A 19,145-nucleotide genomic window follows, 5' to 3' on the forward strand; every position below is an offset into this window, starting at 1 on the left:
CGAGGTGTGGGGGGCGGGCGAGGTGTGGGGGCAGGCGAGGTGTGGGGGCAGGCGAGGTGTGCGGGGTTCCTGGCGCTGGGGGTGAGCAGAGCCGGGATGTCGATTTGGGTGGGGCGGGTGGTGTGTGGGGTGGTGAGGGAGGGGGACCCGGCGTTGGTGGGCGGGTCCCCCCACCTGATGGGTGTTAGAGGGGGCGGCGGATGGTGTCGGGGGTGCGGGTGTCGAGGGAGGGGATGAGGGTGGTGGTGGATGGGGTGCGGGTGGTGGCGGCGGCGGTGGTGCTGACGCCGGCCCAGCGTTGGAGGGTGGCTGTGGCGGCGGCGGCGTCTGTTGCGGTCAGGCGGGAGATGTTGGCGCCGTGGTTGGAGCCCGGGGCGTTGTAGGTGTAGGAGTCACGGCCGCTGGGGCGGAAGGGTTCGGCGCCCCACGGGTCGTTGGCTCCGTAGACGAACAGCATCTGGCTGGACTCGCGGGTGACCCAGCGGTCGATGTCGGTCATCGGCCACGCGTCGTGCTGGGAGCGCAGTTCGGCCGGCAGGCTGGAGTTCGCCTCGTTGTACAGGCCCGGGTAGCGGAACAGGTCCCGCACGTGCCGGAACTTCAGCTGCGGCCAGCCGAGCTGGGTGGCCGCCTGGTAGAAGTACGGCGAGTAGAACAGGATGCCCTGGTCGGCGTAGAAGCCCCAGCCGGCGGTGGCGTCCACGAAGTCGAAGATCTCCTGGGTGCTTGCGGTCACCGGCGGAACGGTGCCGCAGAAGTTCTGGCCGAGGAACTGCCAGAACGCCCACCGGCTGTCCAGCACGGCGAACTCGAACGCGGCGTCGGCGGTGCCGAACACCTGGTTGAACGTCAACCCGTTGGCCGCCGCGTACGCCTCGTACATGTTGACCAGGTCGGTCCGCCGCAGGAACGCCTCACGCTGGAAGTTGGCCAGCGCGGTGCGGCAGGCCGGGTCGTTGCCGACGATGTCGAAGAACCGGTCGTAGGCGTCGTCGGAGCGGTTGACCACGTCGTTGGGCGCCACGTAGGCGGCGACGCCGTCAATGTCGCGCGGGTAGAACCGCCGGTGGTACACCGAGGTCATGCCACCCTTGCTCGCGCCGGTGGAGATCCACTTCTGGTTGTAGATCGGCTTGAGCGCCAGGATCAGCCGGTGGTGGTCCGTTGCCGCCTGCCAGATGGTCAGCGTGGTCCAGTCGGCCGGGTTCGGCCGGGACGGGCTGAAGAACCGCTGTTCGGTGGAGATCTGGTTGCCGTCGATCAGGCGCGTCGGTTCGGACCGGAACGCGAACTCCGGCATGTCGTATCCGGTGGTGTGCAGCACCATCGGCCGGTTGGTGTCCCGGTGCAGCAGGCTGAACCGCTGCTCGAAGGTGCCACCCTGCGGGTTGAGGTGGTCGGACGGCTGGCGGTAGGTCAGGAAGAAGAAGCGGAAGCCCGGCGCCGGCGGGGCCTCCTCGGACACGATCGTCAGCCCGGGCACCGCCCTGAGCCGATCGGCGATGTCGACCTGCGCGGCCGCCGTCATGGGCACCGCCGCGGTCAGCCCGATCACGCCCGCGATCAACACCAGGATCGCGCTGAGTTGTCTCCGGATGGACACGCCAATCACTCCTTGCCCCAGTGGTCGCCGGGTTCGGCGACCAACCTGGCGCGAAGTCTTTCCTATCCGGGACGCTCGTGGGTAGACGCCGAAAGTTGGCAGCGGATCCGCATAAAGGTGCTTGGGGTGACAACTTTCAGACGGCCCGCAGACCCTGCCGCTCCCACCACCGCTGGCCGGCCGGCGGCAGCGTGCCGATCGGGTCGTAGTACGGGTAACGCCTGGTCAGCGCCTCACCGTCGGAGTGCTCGATGCCGGTGCGGTAGTTCTTCGTCCAGTAGGAGACGCCGCGCTCGCGGTCGTACTCGGCCAACTGGTGCACCCAGCGCTTGCCGACGTAGGGCACGTCGCAGATGATCCGCGGCGTCGCGTATCCGGGCAGGTATCCCATGATCGCGTGCTGCAGGTCCTGCGCCTCCCACACCGCTACCCGCCAGTGCTCGGCGTTGGGGATCATGTCGCACATATAGAAGTAGTACGGCAGGATGTTCGCCTCGCCCTGCAGCGCGAAGCACAGGTCGAGCAGCGCCTCGGGCGTCGCGTTCACCCCGCGCATCAGTACGCCCTGGTTGCGCACGTCGCGCACACCGACGTCGAGCGCGGTCCGGGCCGCCTCGGCGACCAGCGGGGTGACCGACTGGGCGTGGTTGACGTGGGTGTGGATGGCCAGGTTGACCCCGCGCCGGTGCGCGGTGCGGGCCACCCGCTCCAGCCCCTCGACCACCTTGGGCTGCAGCCAGTGCTGCGGCAGCCCGGCCAGTGCCTTGGTGGCCAGCCGGATGTCCCGGACGGTCTCGATGCCGAGCAGCCGCATCAGGAACGCCTCGAGCTGGTGCCACGGGACGTTGGCCACGTCGCCGCCGGAGACCACCACGTCCCGCACCCCGGGCGTGCGCTTCAGGTAGTCGATCATCTGGTCCTGCCGGTCGACCGGACGCAGCTCGAGCTTGTGCTTGTCCACCTGCGGCGTGGAGTTGCCGACCAGGTCCATCCGGGTGCAGTGCCCGCAGTACTGCGGACAGGTGGACAGCAGCTCGGCCAGCACCTTGGTGGGGTACCGGTGGGTGAGGCCCTCGACAACCCACATCTCCGCCTCGTGCAGCGAGTCCCGGGAGGAGTGCGGGTGGCTGGGCCAGACCGGGTCGCGGTCGCCGGCCACCGGCAGCATGTACCGGCGGATCGGGTCGGCCAGGAACTGCTCGGTGAGGTCGGCGCCGCCCTGCGGCGCGATCGTGTTGAGCATCTGCGGCGGCAGCAGCAGGGACATCGTGGCCAGCCGCTCCTGGTCGGCGGCCAGGTCGTCGTAGAACCGCTCGTCGACCAGATCGCCGAGCACCGCCCGGAGCTGTTTGAGGTTCTTCACACAGTGCACGCGCTGCCACTGTGCGTCGCGCCACTGGGCCTCGGTGACGTGACTCCAGCCCGGGAACCGGCGCCAGTCCGGCTCGACCAGTTCGGTGCGCACGTACTCGTACGGTTGCCGGCCGAGCTGGTCGATGGCCTCGGATACTGTCGTTGCCGCAGTCATATGTACTCCTCGTCACGTAGCCCGCGTGAAGATATGCTGTCTGATGGGGCGTACGACGTAAATTCTACGGAACGAGGCGCATAGTGGCCAATGTTGTCCGGGGCGTGTCCTCGCCCTACGGCCTGCACCGGGTGCTCGAACCGGCCGGTGTGCTGCCGCAGCAGGCCTGGCGGCTCGACCCCGACCCGCAGCCGTGGCCGGACGAGGTGGTGGTCGACGTCGAGCGGCTCAACCTCGACGCGGCATCGTTCCGACAGCTTCGCGAGCAGCACGGCGCCGGGCCGGCGGTACGGCAGGCGGTGCTGGACATCGTCGCGGAGCGCGGCAAGATGCAGAACCCGGTCACCGGCTCGGGCGGGATGCTGCTCGGCACGGTCCGCGCGGCCGGTCCGGAGTCGCCGCTCGGCCTGACCGCCGGTGACCGGATCGCCACGCTGGTCTCGCTCACCCTGACCCCGCTGCGCCTCGAGGACGGGCTGGAGCGCTGGGACGGCGCGACGGAGCAGGTGCCGTGCCGGGGGACGGCGGTGCTGTTCGCCCGGTCGATCGCCGCGGTGCTGCCCGGCGACGTGCCCGACGCGCAGGCCCTCGCCGTGCTGGACGTGTGCGGCGCGCCGGCGCTGACCGACCGGCTGGTCCGCGAGCACGGCGGCACCCCGTCGGTGTGCGTGCTCGGCGGCGGGGGCAAGTCCGGGTCGCTGTCGCTGGCCGCGGCCCGCCGGGCCGGCGCCGGCCGGCTGGTCGGCGTGGTGCCGACCGAGGCCGAGGCGGCGCGGCTGCGCGCGGCCGGCCTGGCCGACCAGGTGGCGGTCGCCGACGCCCGGGACCCGGTCGGGCTGGCCGCGGCGGTCGGCGAGCCGGCCGACGTCACCGTGGTCTGCGTCGACGTGCCCGGATGTGAGCATGGGGCGATTCTGAGCACCGCCGATAGTGGGACGGTTGCCTTCTTCTCAATGGCCACTTCATTTTCGGCCGCGGCCCTTGGTGCGGAGGGGCTGGCCGCCGACCTGCGGCTGCTCATCGGCAACGGCTACGTGCCCGGCCACGCCGCGTTCGCGCTCGACCTGTTCCGCGCCGAGCCGGGGGTGCGGGCCCTGTTCGAGGCCCGGTCATGAGCACGACGCTGCTGCGCGGCGGGCGCATCCACACGCCGTCCACAATGGACGCGACGGCGATGCTGATCCGGGACGGCGTGATCGAGTGGATCGGTTCCGCCGAGCCACCAGCCGACGACCTGGTCGACCTGAACGGTGCCCTGGTCACGCCCGCGTTCGTCGACGCGCACGTACACAGCACCGGCGCCGGGTTGCTGCGCACCGGTCTGGACCTGACCCGGTGCGCCTCGCTGGCCGAACTGCTGGACCGGGTGCGCGACCGGGCCCGGCCCGGCGAACTGATCTGGGGCCACGGCTGGGACGAGACCACCTGGCCCGAGCGCCGCCCGCCGACCAGGGCCGAACTGGACGAGGCCAGCCGCGGCGGTGCGGTTTACCTGTCCCGGATCGACGTGCACTCCGCTGTGATCACGACCGCGCTGGTGCGACCCGAGGTCCGCACGCTCGCCGGCTGGTCCGACACCGGTCCGGTCAGCCGCGCCGCGCACCACGCGGTCCGGTCGGCGTTTCTGGCATCGATCACGCCCGAGCAACGCCGGGCGGCGCAGCGCGAGTTCCTGCGGCACGCCGCATCCATGGGGGTCGCCGCCGTGCACGAATGCGCCGGACCGGACATCTCCGGCGCCGACGACCTGGCCGATCTGCTTGCCCTGGACGGAGATCTGCCCGAGGTGGTCGCCTACTGGGGGGCTCGGGAGGCAGGATTGCCGCCCGGCGCCCGGGGCCTGGCCGGCGACCTGTTCGTGGACGGCGCGCTGGGCTCGCGCACCGCGGCGCTGTGCGCGCCGTACACCGACGCCCCGCACACCGCAGGCGCGCTGTACCTGCGGGCCGAGCAGATCGCCGGACACGTGGTGGCCTGCACCCGGGCCGGCATCCAGGCCGGCTTCCACGTGATCGGTGACGCCGCGGTGGCCGCGGTGGTCGACGGGTTCGCCCAGGCCGCCGAGGCGGTCGGCGTGGACGCGCTGCGCGCCGCCCGGCACCGGCTGGAGCACCTGGAGATGGTCGACGCCGAGCAGGCCGCCCGGCTCGGCGGCTGGGGCGTGGTCGGGTCGGTGCAGCCACTGTTCGACGCCGCCTGGGGTGGCCGGACCGGCATGTACGCCCAGCGGCTCGGCCCGGACCGGGGGAGCGCGCTCAACCCGTTCGCGCACCTCGCCGCGGCCGGCGTGGTCCTGGCGCTCGGCTCGGACTGCCCGGTGACGCCGGTCGACCCGTGGGGGGCCGTGCGGGCCGCCGTGCACCACAGAACCGAGGGATTCGGGTTGTCCGCACCGGACGCGTTCGCCGCGCACACCGTCGGCGGGTGGTATGCCGCAGGGCTGGACGGTGGCCGGCTGGAGGTGGGGGCCCCGGCAACCTACGCGGTATGGGACGCGGGCCGGTTCCCGTTGCTGGATACGTCCGACGCGCCGCTGCCGGTCTGCCTGCGCACGGTGCGCGCCGGGCGGACCATCTACGACAGGGAGTCCGAGTGAGCGAGCTTGCGGATCCGATGAGCCTGCTCGACCTTGATCCGAAGGTGGTCGGCACCGCCCGGCGACTCGCGGCCAGGGCGGCCGAGCCGGTGATCGCGCTCGCCCGGGCACACACCACGGTCGCGGTGGAGCGCGCGACCCTGCGCCTGGCCGGGATCACCGGGGCGGACACCGCGCACCGGGCCGGCGACGTGCCCTGGGTGAACCGCGTGGTGGACACCGTGCGCGCGCACTGTGGCCTTGAACACGGGGTGGTGCTGCCGGTGTTCGACGCGCTGCGCCGGCACGACCTGGCCGGGCTGACCGAGCTGGCCGAGGCCACCGCGGCGGGCCAGATCCAGTACACGGTGCCCACCGGGCGGGCCGCGACCCGAGCGCTTTCCCTTGCCCGCACGGCGATCCGGCGCGGCCTGCGCACGGTCGACCGCAACCGGGCGCAGCGCGACCGGCTGGTGGCCCGGCTCGGCGACCCGCCGCAACGGCCGTGGATCTATCTGATCGTGGCCACCGGCGACATCGACGAGGACGTGGTGCAGGCGGCCAACGCGGCCCGGGCCGGCGCCGACGTGATCGCCGTGATCCGGTCCACCGGACAGTCCCTTTTGGACTACGTGCCGGAAGGCGCCACGCACCAAGGGTTCGCCGGCACCTATGCCACCCAGGAGAACTTCCGGATCATGCGGGCCGCCATGGACGAGGTGTCCAAGGAGGTCGGCCGGTACGTCCGGGTGACCAACTACGCGAGCGGGCTGTGCATGCCGGAGATCGCGGTGCTCGCCGGCCTGCAGCGGCTGGACATGATGCTCAACGACTCCATGTACGGCATCCTGTTCCGGGACATCAACCCGATCAGAACCTTTGTGGACCAACGGTTCTCCCGGCAGGTGCACGCCAGGGCCGGGATCATCATCAACACCGGCGAGGACAACTACCTGACCACCGCGGACGCGGTCGACGCGGCGCACACGGTGACCGTGTCCCAGCTGCTCAACGAGCGGTTCGCGCACGAGGCCGGGCTGCCGGACGCGCTGCTCGGCCTCGGGCACGCCTTCGAGATCAACCCGGACGTTCCGGACTCGTTCCGGCTGGAGCTGGCGCACGCGCTGCTGGCCCGCGAGCTGTTCCCGGACGCCCCGCTGAAGTGGATGCCGCCGACCCGGCACATGACCGGCGACGTGTTTCGCGGCTACCTGCTCGACGGGTTCTTCAACCTGGCCGGAGTGCTGACCGGGCAAGGGATCCTGCTGGTCGGCATGATGACCGAGGCGGTGGTGACGCCGTGGCTGTCCGACCGGGACCTGGCCGTGGCCAACGTGAAGTACGTGCTGAACGCGGCCGGCAACCTGCGGGAGGACTTCCGGCCTGCCCCGGACGGGTTCATCGTCAAGCGGGCGCACCAGGTGCTCGGCGAGGCGGTCGACCTGCTCGAGCGGATCGTCGGCAATGGCAGTGCCGGGCTGCTTGACGCCATTGCCGACGGCACGTTCGGGCTGATGAAGCGTCCGCCGGGGGGTGGGCGCGGGGCCGACGGCGTAATGGCGAAGGCGGACGGCTACGCCAACCCGGCGATCGAGCTGCTGGAGGGCGCGTCATGACCCAGGTTCGGCCTTACGGAGACACGACCGGAGACGGGATGGTGCAGCTGTCCTTCACGTTGCCGGTGCCGGCCGGGCCGCGGGCGGACGGGGCGGCGGTGCAGCTGGCCAACAAGATGGGTATGGACCCGGCGATGGTGGTGCACTCGCACGCGATCGGCGCCGGGTTCACGTTCTTCGTGGTGTACGGGTCGGTGCGGCACCTGGTGGATCTGGACGCGGTGCGGGTGGTGGAGCGGGAGTACCCGCTGCTCGCCCCGTCCGAGGTGAACTCGGCGCTGAAGAAGTTGTTGCGGCGCAAGCTGGTTGTCGTCGGCGGGTGTATCGGCACGGACGCGCATACGGTGGGCATCGACGCGATCATGAACATCAAGGGGTTCGCGGGGGAGAAGGGCCTTGAGTACTACCGGGAGCTTCGGGTGATCAACCTGGGCGCCCAGGTCGGCGTCCCGGAGCTGGTTCGCCGGGCCCGCGCGGAGAAGGCCGACGCGGTGTTGGTGTCGCAGGTGGTGACCCAGCGGGACGCGCACATCCTCAACACCCAGGAGCTGTCCGCGGCATTCCGGGAGGCGATGGGGGATCGCCGTCCCCTGCTGGTCGCCGGCGGTCCGCGGTTCGACCCGCTGATGGCCGGCGAGCTCGGCGTGGACCGGGTGTTCGGCCGCGGCACCACCCCCGGCGAGGTGGCCAGCTATCTCGTGCACGCGATCCAGGAGAGGCGGGCCGCATGACGCTCACCCCGGGCTTTTCCGTGACCCACAAGCGTTATGTGCCCTACTCGCACGCGCATTACGGCGGCAACCTGGTCGACGGCGCCTACGGGCTGGGCATGTTCGGCGATGTCGCGACCGAGCTGTGCATCCGCACCGACGGCGACGAGGGCTTGTTCGCCGGCTACTCCTCGGTCGAGTTCCTCGCCCCGATACAGGCCGGTGACGTCGTCGAGGCGACGGCGACCCTCACCCGCGTCGGCAACCGTTCCCGCACGGTGTCCTTCGAGGCCCGGGTGGTGTGCCGGGCCGACCCCGACCGTTCCCCGTCGGCCGCCACCGTGCTCGATCCCCCGGTCCTGGTCACTCGCGCGACCGGAACCGTGGTGGTGCCGTAGTTCAGCCGCCCGGCGCGGTGCACGGCTGCCCGCCGCAGGTGTCGATCACCTGGCCGGTGGCCAGGAAGTGCGCGGTCATGGCGAGCACGGCGGGGGAGTTGCGCGGGTGGCTGTGCGGGTCCGACCCGGCGCGGTTGGGCAGGTTGGTCGGTGGCGGCGCCGGGGTGCCGCTGTCCACCATGACCAGAGCCGATCCGGCGTGCGGGTAGGCCGGGATGGCCGGGATGTCCCAGAACGGTGTCACGTCGGGGCTTCGGCCGGGGGCGAGCGCGGGCGCCCGGTGCGGGATGCCCATGGTGCGGGCCTGGACCTCGGTGCCGATGTTGGCCACCTGGTGGTCGCCGAACGCCTCGATCATGAGCACCCGGTGGCCGGGAGTGCCGGGCAGCGGGTTGCCGGCGATGTGGTGGGCGTAGCCGTTGGCCTCGCCGCGGTCCCAGAGCATCTGGAACAGCGCGAAGAGCAACTGCTGGTCCAGCCGGTCCGGGTAGGCGGGGTCGAACACGGTGCGGAACTGGTCGAAGTCGACGCTGCGGTTGAGCAGCAGGGAGTAGTTCGCCGCGGGCACGCCGAGCACGGACAGCGTGAAGTCCTGGGCGATCGCCGTGAGCGCTCCGCCCATGATGCCGCCCTGGCTGTTGCCGAGGTAGACCAGGCTGCCCGGCCCGGTCACGTGCAGCGGGCGGCCGGCGGCGTCCCGGAACGCCGAACGCGCGGCCAGCCCGGCCGGGTGGGTCAGCGCCCGGCCGAGGAACAGGAAGTTCAGGAAGCCCTGTTGGCTGCGGTCCGGAATGGACGGGAACTGGGACGCGTCGGCAAGCGACACCACCACGTTGGGGATGTCCTCCTGTGCCATGCCGATCCACGGCGTGGCACAGAACATGGTGTTGGTCGCGGCCATGTACGCCTTGAGCCCGCCCGAGTCGATCTCGCTGGGATCGCCGAGCAGGCCGTGCCCGTAGATCAGTGGTCGGGCCGGGGCCGTGCCGGCGGCCGAGCGCGGGATGTTGCAGATGAACCGGGCGAGCTGAACGTTCAGCGGTAGCCGGCCGGGCAGCCCGTCGCTGTCGTAGCGCAGCCGGGAACCGGGCAGTCCCAACGGGGTGTTCAGATAGCTGGGCACGATCACGGTGCCGGTGACCCGCCGGGCGATCGACGGATCCTGCTCGACCGGGAAGTCGGTCACCGAGTCGATGGTCAGCGCCGGGGCCCGGTTGCCCAGCTGCGCGAACGCCTCGTCGCGCATGTGCAGCATCCGTTCGGTGAGATTTCGTCCACTTGCGACGGTGAAGTCCCATGCCAGGTACAGCCCGGTCAGGTCGGTTCCGGCGGCGCGCAGGCCGGTCAGCGCGCGCTGGGCGTACTGCCAGCGCCGGTGCAGGGCGGGATCGGGCGGCGGGTCCGGCTGGGTCAACGTGGCGTAGACCGGGTTGGGCGGCACCGGGTTTCCGGCCGGGTCGCGCAGGTTGCGCAGCGCCACGGCGTACCGGGTGGTCTCGTCCAGGTTGCGGGCCGGCCGGATGATCAGGACCTGGCGGGCCGGGTCGGTCGCGTTGGCGTCCAGTTCGGCCCAGTACGGATGCCGCTGCCCGGTCCGGGTGTTGATCAGCACGATCGGTGCGTCCGGCGCGAGGGAGGCGCCGATGTCGGTCACCGCCGGCAGTCCGGAACGCACCGGGTCGAGGCCCGGCACGTGGGTGAGCAGCATGGCGCCGGGCGAGAACCCGTCGTTGCGGTTCCACTCCCGCGGATCCACCGCGCTACCGAGCACGTTGCGCGGCATGGCCTCGCGCTTGAGATCGACCCGGATTCCGGTGGCCGTACCGGAATCGGCCACGGTGAAGTAGTCGTTCGGGAACGGCAGCAGGCACGCCGCCGGGTCGACCGGATCGCAGGCTGCCGGGCTCTGCGCGACCGCTGCCGGCGCGGTCGCGGTGACCAGACCGGCGGCGAGGACCACGGCGGCAAGCAGGGATCGCGATCGCATGGTGCCTCCGGCGGACGACGTTGTGCGCAGACGGTGACAACCATGCAATGGTGTGAATGATGTTCCGTCAATAGCCCAGAAGACGGACGCCGCTAGAGTAGGCATCGCGATGACCTGAAGTGGGGGCCGGCATGATCGTGTTCGCGCATGTGTCCGATATCCACCTGGATCTGGGAAAACGGGCGTGGGAGCGGACAGCGCGGGTGATGGGGTACCTGGACGGCCTGCCGGGGAAGCTGGACGCGGTGGTGGTGACCGGGGACCTGGCCGATCACGGACTGGCGGGCGAGTACGAGCAGGTCGCCAAGGTGCTGGTGGGACGGGTGCCGGTGCTGATCTGCCCGGGGAACCACGATGTGCGCTCGGCGTACCGCGAGGTGCTGTTGGGCGAGGCCGCCGGCGATGCGCCGGTCAACCGGGTACACCGGGTGGCCGGAGCCACCTTCCTCATGTGTGACTCGACGATTCCGGGGCAGGCCGACGGGCTGCTGAGCGACGAGACGCTGGCGTGGATCGACGCGACCCTTGGCGAGGACGACGGGCCGGCGTTCGTCGCGTTCCACCATCCGCCGCAGCCGCTGCACATTCCGTGGATCGACGAGTACCGGCAGCACGGCGCGCACCGGCTGGCGGCGGTGCTCGACCGGCATCCGCGGGTGCGGGCGCTGCTGTGCGGGCACGTGCACACCCCGGCGGTGACGACGTTCGCCGGGCGGCCGCTGCTGGTGGCGCCGGGCGTGGTGAGCACGATCAAGCTGCCGTGGGAGGACGGGGACGTCGACCACGACCTGCCGCCGGCGATCGCGTTCCACGTGCTGGACGACGAGCTGCGGATGACCACGCACTACCGTGTGGTCTTGTGATCGTTCAGCGGTTGGGCCCGGACGACTGGCGGACCTGGCGAGAGGTGCGGCTGGCCGCGCTTGCGGACGCGCCGTATGCCTACGGGTCGACATACGCGCGGGAGGCGCGGTTCGACGAGTCGGAGTGGCGCGCCCGGTTGGCACCGGACAACGGGATGACCGCGGTCGCTCTGGACGCGACGGTCGGGATCGGGGCCATCGGGATCTACCTGCTGCCGGAGACCGGGGCGGCGTTGCTGATCGCGGCCTGGGTGGCACCCGCGGCGCGCGGGCGGGGGATCGGCGACGCGCTGGTGGCCGAGGCGCTCCGCTGGGCGCGGGAGCACGGGCATCAGCAGGTGAGCCTGCGGGTGGCGGACGGCAACCAGCCGGCGCGGCGGCTGTTCCTGCGCACCGGGTTCGTGCCGACCGGGCAACGGATCCCACTGGAGAGTGATCCCGCGGTCGGCACCGAGGTCTTGGTCCGGAAACTGTCCGACCCTGCCGATACGGTCGAGCCATGCCAAAACCCATCGGTCTGACCATGGATTGCGCCGACGCGATCAAGCTGGCGGAGTTCTGGAAGTTCGCGCTCGGCTACGAGGACGAGCCGCCACCGCCGCCGTTCACCACCCGCGCGGAATGGGTCGCGAGCTTCGACCTTGCGGACGACGACGACGGCGAGGGCGCCTGGCTGCACGACCCGACCGGCGTCGGGCCGCGGCTGTCCCTGCTCGAGGTACCGGAACCCAAGGTGGCCAAGAACCGGTTACACATGGACATCCGGGTCTCCGACGGCGCCCCCGAGGAGCGCCGCTGGTCGGTGGTCATCGAGACCGCCGACCGGCTCACCGCCGCCGGTGCCACCGTCGTGCGGGTGGACGGCGAGCACCACATCGTGATGGCCGACCCGGAAGGGAACGAGTTCTGCATCAAATAGGAAACCGTCGCGGCGAGTAACGCGATGGCAACGGAGAATAATGTTCCGCGTGGCGGAACGACTGGTTGTGCGTGCCGGGTGGTCAGAGGAGAGTCACGAGAATCCCACCTGCGCCGGCACCGCGACCATCAGCTACTCGCCCGGATTGACCTACACCAGCCAAACTGTCACCTATTCCACCAACGTCATCTACAGCCCCTGCACGTCCAGCGATCCCACACTCACGGCGGGGGCCGATCACTGTCCCAATCGGTGACCGGAGACCGTCTGGGGCCACCGTTCGCCTTCTCCGGAACCTCCGTCATCAGCTGGAACAACGGCAACACCAGCACGTTCTCCTTCAACGACACGGTGACCAACATCGGCGGGAACATCGTCGCCACGCGCACCGGCACGATCACCGCCGGCCAGTTCCAGGGCGACACCGCCGTCCGGGTGATGACCTTCCCCGCCATCAACCCGCTCGACTGCCTCACCACCGGGCTCACCTCGCAGTTCGGCGTCGTCGTCCTCACGCTCACCTCGCCCTGAGCCGCTCGGTGTCGGTGGATCACCACAACGCGAGGGCGCGCGCGTCGACCTGAGCGCTGATCCGGGCGAGCAGTTCCTCCGCCGGCCGGGCATCGAGCCGGCGGCCGTCGCGCAGCCGCAGGGAGATCAGATCCCCGGCGGCCTCGTGCGCGCCGACCACCGCCTGGTACGGCACCAGGCGTGCGTCGCGGATCCGGGCGCCGAGACTGCCCCGGTCCGGCCCGGCGACCTCGGCCCGCAGGTCACGGTCCAGGCAGCGCCGGGCCAGCGCTCCCGCGGCGGACAGCTCGGCGGCGGAGACCGGCAGGATCACCACCTGGGTCGGCGCGAGCCAGGCCGGGAAGGCGCCGCCGTGCAGCTCGACGAGGTGCGCGACGACCCGCTCCAGGCTGCCGATGATGCTGCGGTGCACCATCACCGGCCGGTGCTTCGCGCCGTCCGGGCCGATGTAGTGCAGGTCGAACCGCTCGGGCTGGTAGAAGTCGACCTGAACGGTGGACAGGGTGGACTCGCGACCGGCGTCGTCCATGATCTGGACGTCGATCTTGGGCCCGTAGAACGCCGCCTCGCCCTCGACCGCGTCATAGGGCAGCCCGGACAACACCTCGGTCAGCACGGCGGCCGCGCGCTGCCACAGGTCGGGGTCGGCGACGTACTTTCCGCCGGCCCCGGGCAGGGACAGCCGGTACCGGACCGGACCGATCCCCATCGCCGCGTGCGCGGTGCGGATCAGCTCGAGGGCGGCCCGGGCCTCGCCGGCGGCCTGGTCGGTGGTGCAGAAGATGTGTCCGTCGTTGAGCTGCATCGCGCGCACCCGGCTCAGCCCGCCGAGCACCCCGGACAGCTCCGAGCGGTACTGGCCGCCCAACTCGGCGATCCGCAGCGGCAGCTCGCGATGGCTGTGCGGGCGGGAGCGGTAGATCACCGCGTGGTGCGGGCACAGGCTCGGCCGCAGCACGAACTGCTCGTCGCCGAGCCGCATCGGCGGGTACATGTCGGCGCCGTAGTGCGCCCAGTGCCCGGAGCGCTCGTAGAGCTCCCGTTTGCCCAGCACCGGCGAGTACACGTGCCGGTACCCGGCCCGCCGCTCGAGATCGCGAACGTACTCCTCAAGGGCGTGCCGCACGGTCGCGCCGTCCGGCAGCCAGTACGGCAGCCCGGCGCCGATCAGCGGGTCGGTGTCGAACAGGTCCAGTTCGCGGCCGAGCCGGCGATGGTCGGACATGTGGCGGTCTCCCTTCGGGAAGGGGCAGGCGACCGCACGACGAAGCCCGGGGCACCCGCCCCGGGCTTCGTGACAAGGATCAGCGCGCCGGGACGTTCTCCGGCGTCGTCATCACGGCATTGCGCTGCATGATCCGACGGTACTACGGCAGGTGCGGGCGAAGCACCGACATTGCCGCGTCGAGCAGGATCGCGCGCAGTTCGTCGTCGCCCACCTCGGCCAGCAGCGGACTCCAGCCCAGCGCCGAGCCGAGCACCTCGGTCGTGGCCACCGCCCGTACCCGGTCGGCGGTGGACGGCTCCGGGCCGGCCAGCCAGGTGTGCAGCCGCTTGGTCAGCTCCATCAGGTCCCCGTAGAACGGGCCGAGCGCCTCGAGGATCGCCGGCACGTCGCGGGAGAACATCCCGGCGATGGCCCGGTGCGACAACAGCACGTCCAGGCAGTCGCCGAGCACCCGCTCGATGTTCGGCGTCGAGTGGGCGAGCGTGGTCGCCTTGTCGGCCACCGTCTTCCACTCCGCGATCAGCGGTTCGACCAGTGCCAGCAGCAGGGCCTGCTTGGACGGGTAGTGGTAGTACAGCGCGGCCTTCGTCATCCCCAGCCGCTCGGAGATCTCGCGCAGGCTGGTCTTCTCGTAGCCCTGCCGACCGAACAGCTCAAGGGCGACGTCGCGGATGGCGTCCCGGGTGTCCGTTGCCAATCCGTGCACCTCCTCGTGCTGAACATCCTCTCAGGTACCCCACGCTAGTTTCGCGCCGCCGGTGCGGTACAGTCCCAGCGTACTTACCGTGCGGCAAGTAAGTACGGTGAGCAGGCGGGGTGGGAACTAGGGGAGGAAGCACCATGTTCGAGCGGTTGGCCAGAGCCGTCGTCTACAACCCATGGAAAGTGATCGCGGTCTGGGTGCTCGCGACGATCGCGATCATCGCCTTCGCGCCCACTCTCGAGGACGTCACCGCGAGGGACCAGAGCAACTTCCTGCCCGACAGCTACGAGTCGGTGCAGGCGCTCCAGCTGGCCGAGCGGGCCTTCACACAGGCCAACGACTCCAGCGCGACCATCGTGGTCAAGCGCACCGACAGCCAGTCGCTCTCCGAGGCCGACCAGGCCAAGGTCGGCGAGATCGCCCAGAAGGTGCAGGCCGCCGGCATCGAGCGGGTCAGCGGTGCGCTGACCGGGCCGCAGGCGGTCTCGCCGAACGGGCAGGTCCAACTGGTCAGCGTCGGCCTCGAGGGCGTCGGCGACGATCCCAAGCTACTGGCGGCGGTGGAGAAGATCCGGGAGGCCGCCCGGCCGGTGGTCGAGGGCACCGGGCTGAAGATGTCGGTCACCGGCGACGTCGCGATGTTCGCCGACAACCAGGACGCCTTCGAGAACGCCTTCGTCATCGTCGGTACCGCCACCATCGTGCTGATCATCCTGCTGCTGGCGCTGATGTACCGCAGCCCGGTCGCGGCCCTGCTACCGGTGTTCACCGTCGGCCTGGTCACCGCCATCGCGCCGGGCCTGATCGCCTGGATCGCCAAGGGCTTCGACTTCCAGGTGGACCAGTCGCTGCAGATCCTGCTGACCATCGTGCTCTACGGCGTCGGCACCGACTACATTGTGTTCCTGCTGTTCCGCTACCGGGAACGGCTGCGCGCCGGCGACGATCCCAAGCAGGCCCTTGTCGCCGCGCTGACCCGGATCGGCGAGGTGATCGTCTCCGCGGCGGCCGCGATCATCATCGCGTTCAGCGCGCTGCTGCTCGCGGTGTTCGGCGGGTTCCGCAGCTTCGGACCGGGCCTGGCGATCGCCGTGGCCCTGATGGCCCTCGCGGTGGTCACGCTGATCCCGGCCGTGGTGTCGCTGTTGGGCACCAAGGTGTTCTGGCCCTCGAAGTCCTGGCAGCGGGTTCCGAAGGGCACCATGTTCCAGCGCCTCGGCAAGCTCACCGGCCGCCGGCCCGGCCTGGTTGCGCTTGCCTCCGGCGGGCTGATGATCGTGCTCGCGCTCGGCATGCTCGGCTTCAAGACCGACTACGACCAGTCCAGCCAGTTGCCAAGCGGCACCGAGTCGGCGGAGGGCCTTGCCGACCTGCAGTCCGGTTTCCCGGCCGGCGCGCTCAACCCGACCTCGGTGTTCCTCCGCAGCGACACCGGCCAGGCGCTGGACACCGGTGCCGTGCAAGGGTTCGCCGGCAAGCTCACCGCGGTCGCGGGGATCGGCGGGGTGATGCCCGGTCCGGACGGCAGCCCGGCCCGGCTCAACGGGGACCGCACGGTGGCCCGGATCGACCTGCTGCTGGCCGACCGCCCGTACAGCAGCGAGTCGATGGATCTGGTCGGGGACCGGCTGCGCACCATCGCCCACGACAGCGCACCGGACGGCACCAGCGCGCTGGTCGGCGGAACGACGTCGATCTTCGCGGACGTCCGGGCGGCCAACAACCGCGACCTCGCGGTGATCTTCCCGGTGGCCGGCCTGCTGATCGCGCTGATCCTCGGCCTGCTGCTGCGCAGCGTGGTCGCGCCGATCTACCTGATGCTGGCCGTGGTGCTCGGATTCTTCAGCACCCTCGGCGCCACCGTGATCGCGTTCGTCCTGGTCGGCGGCCAGGCCGGAGTGTCGTTCTCGCTGCCGATCATCCTGTATCTGTTCGTGGTGGCGATCGGCACCGACTACAACATCCTGATGATCGCCCGGCTGCGCGAGGAAGCCAAGCTCGGCAACGATCCGCGCACCGCGGCCGATCTCGCGGTCGAGCACGGCGGTCCCTCGGTCGGCGCCGCGGGCCTGATCCTGGCCGGCACTTTCGCCTCGATGCTGCTGGCCGGCATCTCGTTCCTGATGGAGATGGGCTTCGCGGTCTCCATCGGCATCCTGATCTCGGCGTTCGTGATGGCGATGTTCCTGGTGCCGAGCATCACCGCGCTGCTCGGCCACAAGGCCTGGTGGCCCGGCCACGGCGACGAGCCGGACGCCCCGCCGCCCCCGCCCGCGCCGCGCGAGAAGGAGGCCGAGTCGGTGCCCACCGGGTGACTGCGGGCAAAGCACCTGGTGCGGCCCTGCGGAAAAGTAGGGCTTGCTCCGAACGGCGCAGTTTTGCGAATGTGATCGTGTGTCGACGGAGCTGGTCGAGGTCGTAACGGTGATCGCCCACACGCCGGCCGAGGTGTGGCAGGTGGTGGGCGATCCCGGTCTGTACCCCCGGTTCGTCCGCGAGGTGACCTGGGCCGAACGGACCGGCCAGGGACCGATGGCCAGCGGCGCACGCTACCGGATGCGGTTCAGCCTGAACGGGGCGAACACCGGCCACGACGAGATCGAGGTGCTGGTCTACCGGCCGGCCGAGCACCTGGTCCTGGTCAGCCCGCGCTGGCAGGGCGGTCACTTCTCGATCCGGCTCGGCAATGTCCATCATGGCCGGACCGAGGTCCAGGTCACGCTGTCCGTCCCGGACCGGGTGACCGGCGCCCTCGGGCTGAGCGCTTCCTGGCTGCGCAAGCAGATCCGCGAGGCGCTCGCGATGATCGACCACCACCTGGCCGGCCGCGCGCTCACCGTGACCCGCACCGGGCTGGACCAGACCGCCACCGAGCATTCCTCGCTGACCGTGGCCAGGACGCTGATCCGGGCCGGGGTGGTCCGGCCGGGCCGGCCGGACCGGGTGATCCGCCAGATCAACGCGCTGGCCAGGTGGGGCGCCACGGTCGCAGGCGGCTACCTGGCCAACGCCCGGCGGCACCCGGACCAGCTCGCGGTGATCGACGAGCGGCGGTCGCTGACCTTCGCCGAGCTGGACCGGCGCGCCACCAGGCTGGCCAACGGGTTGGCCGAGCTCGGCGTCCGGGCCGGACGCCGGGTGGCGCTGATGTGCCGCAACCACGCGGGTTTCATCGAATCGGTGGTGGCCTGCGGCAAGCTGGGCGCCGACGTGGTGCTGCTGAACACCGGACTGTCGTCCGACCAGGTGGCCAGCGTCATCACCGCGCACCGGCCGGTCGCGCTGCTCGGTGACGAGGAGTTTCTGCCGCTGTTCCACGGTTTGCCCACCTCGCTGCCGTGGGTCACGACGTGGAGCGACCGGCCCGGGGAGGGCGGCATCGACACGCTGATCGAGCGGTCCTCGTCCCGGCCGCTGCGGCCGCCGCCGCTGGCCAGCAAGATCATCGTGTTGACCTCGGGCACCACCGGAGCACCCAAGGGTGCCAAGCGCCGCAACCCGCGCGGGATCGGCACCGCGGCGGCCATGCTGGACCGGATCCCGTTGCGCGCGGGGGAGCGGACCCTGGTCGCCGCGCCGTTGTTCCACACCTGGGGCCTGGCCGCGTTGCAGCTCGGCATGGTGCTGCACGCGACCCTGGTGCTGCAGCGCCGGTTCGAGCCGGTGACCGCGTTGCGGGCGATCGACCGCAAGCGGTGCACCTCGATGTTCGCGGTGCCGATCATGTTGCAGCGCATCCTGGACCTGCCCGAGGACGTTCGGCGCCGGTTCCGCATCTCGACGCTGCGGGTGGTGGCCAGCAGCGGCTCGGCGCTGCCCGGCCCGTTCGTGACCGAGTTCCTCAACACCTTCGGCGACGTGCTGTACAACCTGTACGGGTCCACCGAGGTGTCCTGGGCCAGCATCGCCGGCCCGGCCGACCTGCGCGCCGCGCCGACCACGGCCGGCCGCTGCCCGCTGGGCACCCGGGTGGGGATCCTGGACGCCACCGGCCGGCCGGTGCCGCCGGGCGTGGTCGGCCGGATCTGTGTCGGCAACGACATGCTCTTCGAGGGCTACACCAACGGCACCACCGGCGAGGTGCACGATCAGATGATGGTCACCGGTGACATCGGTTACCTCGACGCCGACGGCCGGCTGTTCGTCTCCGGCCGGGACGACGACATGATCGTCTCCGGTGGCGAGAACGTCTTCCCGCGCCCGCTGGAGGAGCTGCTGCTGACCCTGCCCGGGGTGCTGGACGTGGCCGTGGTCGGCGTGCCGGACCGGGAGTTCGGCGAGCGCTTCGCCGCCTACATCGCGCTGCGGCCGGGCAGCCGGCTGGACGCGGCCACGGTGCGCGGCTACGTCCACGACCACATGCCCCGGTTCGCCGTGCCCCGCGACGTGATCTTCCTTGACGACCTGCCGCGCAACGCCACCGGGAAGGTGGTCAAGCGGATGCTGAGCGGCGAGCTCTGAGCCGGGTCCGCCCCGGCCTGGCC

General features: G+C 71.0%; 16 protein-coding genes. 11 read left to right on the forward strand and 5 right to left on the reverse strand.

Going from position 1 to position 19,145, the window contains the following annotated elements; translation table 11 throughout:
* Positions 1 to 184 precede the first annotated feature (184 nt).
* Together VFV67_RS24400 and VFV67_RS24405 are read right to left on the reverse strand one after the other, a co-directional pair.
* A complete protein-coding gene (locus VFV67_RS24400; protein ID WP_326472957.1) occupies positions 185 to 1,603 on the reverse strand; it encodes a S28 family serine protease in 1,419 nt (472 codons plus the stop codon).
* Between the two features lie 136 nt (positions 1,604 to 1,739).
* Complete coding sequence (locus VFV67_RS24405) at positions 1,740 to 3,131, reverse strand: lysine 2,3-aminomutase (RefSeq protein ID WP_326472958.1); 1,392 nt, start codon at positions 3,129 to 3,131, stop codon at positions 1,740 to 1,742.
* An 83-nt stretch (positions 3,132 to 3,214) separates the two neighbouring features.
* Here VFV67_RS24405 and VFV67_RS24410 point away from each other — a divergent pair, with 83 nt between their 5' ends.
* From VFV67_RS24410 to VFV67_RS24430, 5 genes are read left to right on the forward strand one after another with little or no spacing between them, the layout of a single operon-like run.
* Complete coding sequence (locus VFV67_RS24410; RefSeq protein ID WP_326472959.1) at positions 3,215 to 4,246, forward strand: L-erythro-3,5-diaminohexanoate dehydrogenase; 1,032 nt, start codon at positions 3,215 to 3,217, stop codon at positions 4,244 to 4,246.
* Entirely contained in the window at positions 4,243 to 5,727 is a 1,485-nt protein-coding gene (locus tag VFV67_RS24415; RefSeq protein WP_326472960.1) for an amidohydrolase, read from the forward strand. Before VFV67_RS24410 ends, VFV67_RS24415 begins: the two co-directional genes overlap by 4 nt.
* Positions 5,724 to 7,322, forward strand: a complete 1,599-nt coding sequence (locus VFV67_RS24420; RefSeq protein ID WP_326472961.1) for a lysine 5,6-aminomutase subunit alpha — start codon at positions 5,724 to 5,726, stop codon at positions 7,320 to 7,322. The genes VFV67_RS24415 and VFV67_RS24420 overlap by 4 nt, the downstream gene beginning before the upstream one ends.
* Positions 7,319 to 8,053 (forward strand): OAM dimerization domain-containing protein, encoded by a 735-nt coding sequence (locus VFV67_RS24425; protein WP_326472962.1) that lies wholly within the window; start codon positions 7,319 to 7,321, stop codon positions 8,051 to 8,053. The genes VFV67_RS24420 and VFV67_RS24425 overlap by 4 nt, the downstream gene beginning before the upstream one ends.
* The gene (locus VFV67_RS24430; RefSeq protein ID WP_326472963.1) at positions 8,050 to 8,430 is read left to right on the forward strand and encodes a hotdog fold domain-containing protein; all 381 of its coding nucleotides are present in this window, start codon (positions 8,050 to 8,052) and stop codon (positions 8,428 to 8,430) included. The genes VFV67_RS24425 and VFV67_RS24430 overlap by 4 nt, the downstream gene beginning before the upstream one ends.
* A 1-nt stretch (position 8,431) precedes the next feature.
* On the opposite strand, the gene VFV67_RS24435 is transcribed toward VFV67_RS24430, so the two are convergent.
* Positions 8,432 to 10,417: a hypothetical protein gene (locus VFV67_RS24435; RefSeq protein ID WP_326472964.1), complete on the reverse strand. Its 1,986-nt coding sequence runs from the start codon at positions 10,415 to 10,417 to the stop codon at positions 8,432 to 8,434.
* 131 nt (positions 10,418 to 10,548) lie between these two features.
* On the opposite strand from VFV67_RS24435, the gene VFV67_RS24440 reads away from it, so the two are divergent.
* The 4 genes from VFV67_RS24440 to VFV67_RS24455 all read left to right on the forward strand — a co-directional run bounded on the left by VFV67_RS24440 (position 10,549) and on the right by VFV67_RS24455 (position 12,730).
* Positions 10,549 to 11,280, forward strand: coding sequence for a phosphodiesterase (locus tag VFV67_RS24440; protein ID WP_326472965.1), 732 nt, complete (start codon positions 10,549 to 10,551; stop codon positions 11,278 to 11,280).
* Positions 11,277 to 11,801 carry a GNAT family N-acetyltransferase gene (locus tag VFV67_RS24445; protein WP_326472966.1) on the forward strand — a complete coding sequence of 175 codons (525 nt, stop codon included), beginning with the start codon at positions 11,277 to 11,279 and terminating at the stop codon, positions 11,799 to 11,801. The genes VFV67_RS24440 and VFV67_RS24445 overlap by 4 nt, the downstream gene beginning before the upstream one ends.
* Positions 11,780 to 12,199, forward strand: coding sequence for a VOC family protein (locus VFV67_RS24450; protein ID WP_326472967.1), 420 nt, complete (start codon positions 11,780 to 11,782; stop codon positions 12,197 to 12,199). Before VFV67_RS24445 ends, VFV67_RS24450 begins: the two co-directional genes overlap by 22 nt.
* A 252-nt stretch (positions 12,200 to 12,451) precedes the next feature.
* The gene (locus tag VFV67_RS24455) at positions 12,452 to 12,730 is read left to right on the forward strand and encodes a hypothetical protein (RefSeq protein ID WP_326472968.1); all 279 of its coding nucleotides are present in this window, start codon (positions 12,452 to 12,454) and stop codon (positions 12,728 to 12,730) included.
* 19 nt (positions 12,731 to 12,749) lie between these two features.
* Here the strand turns inward: VFV67_RS24455 and thrS are convergent, their stop codons facing one another.
* Positions 12,750 to 13,955 carry a threonine--tRNA ligase gene (thrS, locus tag VFV67_RS24460; RefSeq protein ID WP_326472969.1) on the reverse strand — a complete coding sequence of 402 codons (1,206 nt, stop codon included), beginning with the start codon at positions 13,953 to 13,955 and terminating at the stop codon, positions 12,750 to 12,752.
* A 142-nt stretch (positions 13,956 to 14,097) separates the two neighbouring features.
* Entirely contained in the window at positions 14,098 to 14,655 is a 558-nt protein-coding gene (locus VFV67_RS24465; RefSeq protein ID WP_326472970.1) for a helix-turn-helix domain-containing protein, read from the reverse strand.
* Between the two features lie 143 nt (positions 14,656 to 14,798).
* Between VFV67_RS24465 and VFV67_RS24470 the strand changes: the two genes are divergently transcribed.
* Together VFV67_RS24470 and VFV67_RS24475 are read left to right on the forward strand one after the other, a co-directional pair.
* Positions 14,799 to 16,976: an MMPL family transporter gene (locus tag VFV67_RS24470; RefSeq protein WP_326472971.1), complete on the forward strand. Its 2,178-nt coding sequence runs from the start codon at positions 14,799 to 14,801 to the stop codon at positions 16,974 to 16,976.
* Between the two features lie 79 nt (positions 16,977 to 17,055).
* Positions 17,056 to 19,122, forward strand: a complete 2,067-nt coding sequence (locus VFV67_RS24475) for an AMP-binding protein (RefSeq protein ID WP_326472972.1) — start codon at positions 17,056 to 17,058, stop codon at positions 19,120 to 19,122.
* Positions 19,123 to 19,145 lie beyond the last annotated feature (23 nt).

This window comes from Actinophytocola sp., assembly GCF_035762905.1.
Taxonomy (GTDB): domain Bacteria; phylum Actinomycetota; class Actinomycetes; order Mycobacteriales; family Pseudonocardiaceae; genus DASYTH01.

Coding starts and splice junctions, on each gene's coding strand:
- VFV67_RS24405 (WP_326472958.1), bottom strand. CDS start 3,131: ATGACTGCGGCAACGACAGTATCCGAGGCCATCGACCAGCTCGGCCGG.
- VFV67_RS24425 (WP_326472962.1), top strand. CDS start 7,319: ATGACCCAGGTTCGGCCTTACGGAGACACGACCGGAGACGGGATGGTG.
- VFV67_RS24415 (WP_326472960.1), top strand. CDS start 4,243: ATGAGCACGACGCTGCTGCGCGGCGGGCGCATCCACACGCCGTCCACA.
- VFV67_RS24435 (WP_326472964.1), bottom strand. CDS start 10,417: ATGCGATCGCGATCCCTGCTTGCCGCCGTGGTCCTCGCCGCCGGTCTG.
- thrS (WP_326472969.1), bottom strand. CDS start 13,955: ATGTCCGACCATCGCCGGCTCGGCCGCGAACTGGACCTGTTCGACACC.
- VFV67_RS24450 (WP_326472967.1), top strand. CDS start 11,780: ATGCCAAAACCCATCGGTCTGACCATGGATTGCGCCGACGCGATCAAG.
- VFV67_RS24440 (WP_326472965.1), top strand. CDS start 10,549: ATGATCGTGTTCGCGCATGTGTCCGATATCCACCTGGATCTGGGAAAA.
- VFV67_RS24470 (WP_326472971.1), top strand. CDS start 14,799: ATGTTCGAGCGGTTGGCCAGAGCCGTCGTCTACAACCCATGGAAAGTG.
- VFV67_RS24430 (WP_326472963.1), top strand. CDS start 8,050: ATGACGCTCACCCCGGGCTTTTCCGTGACCCACAAGCGTTATGTGCCC.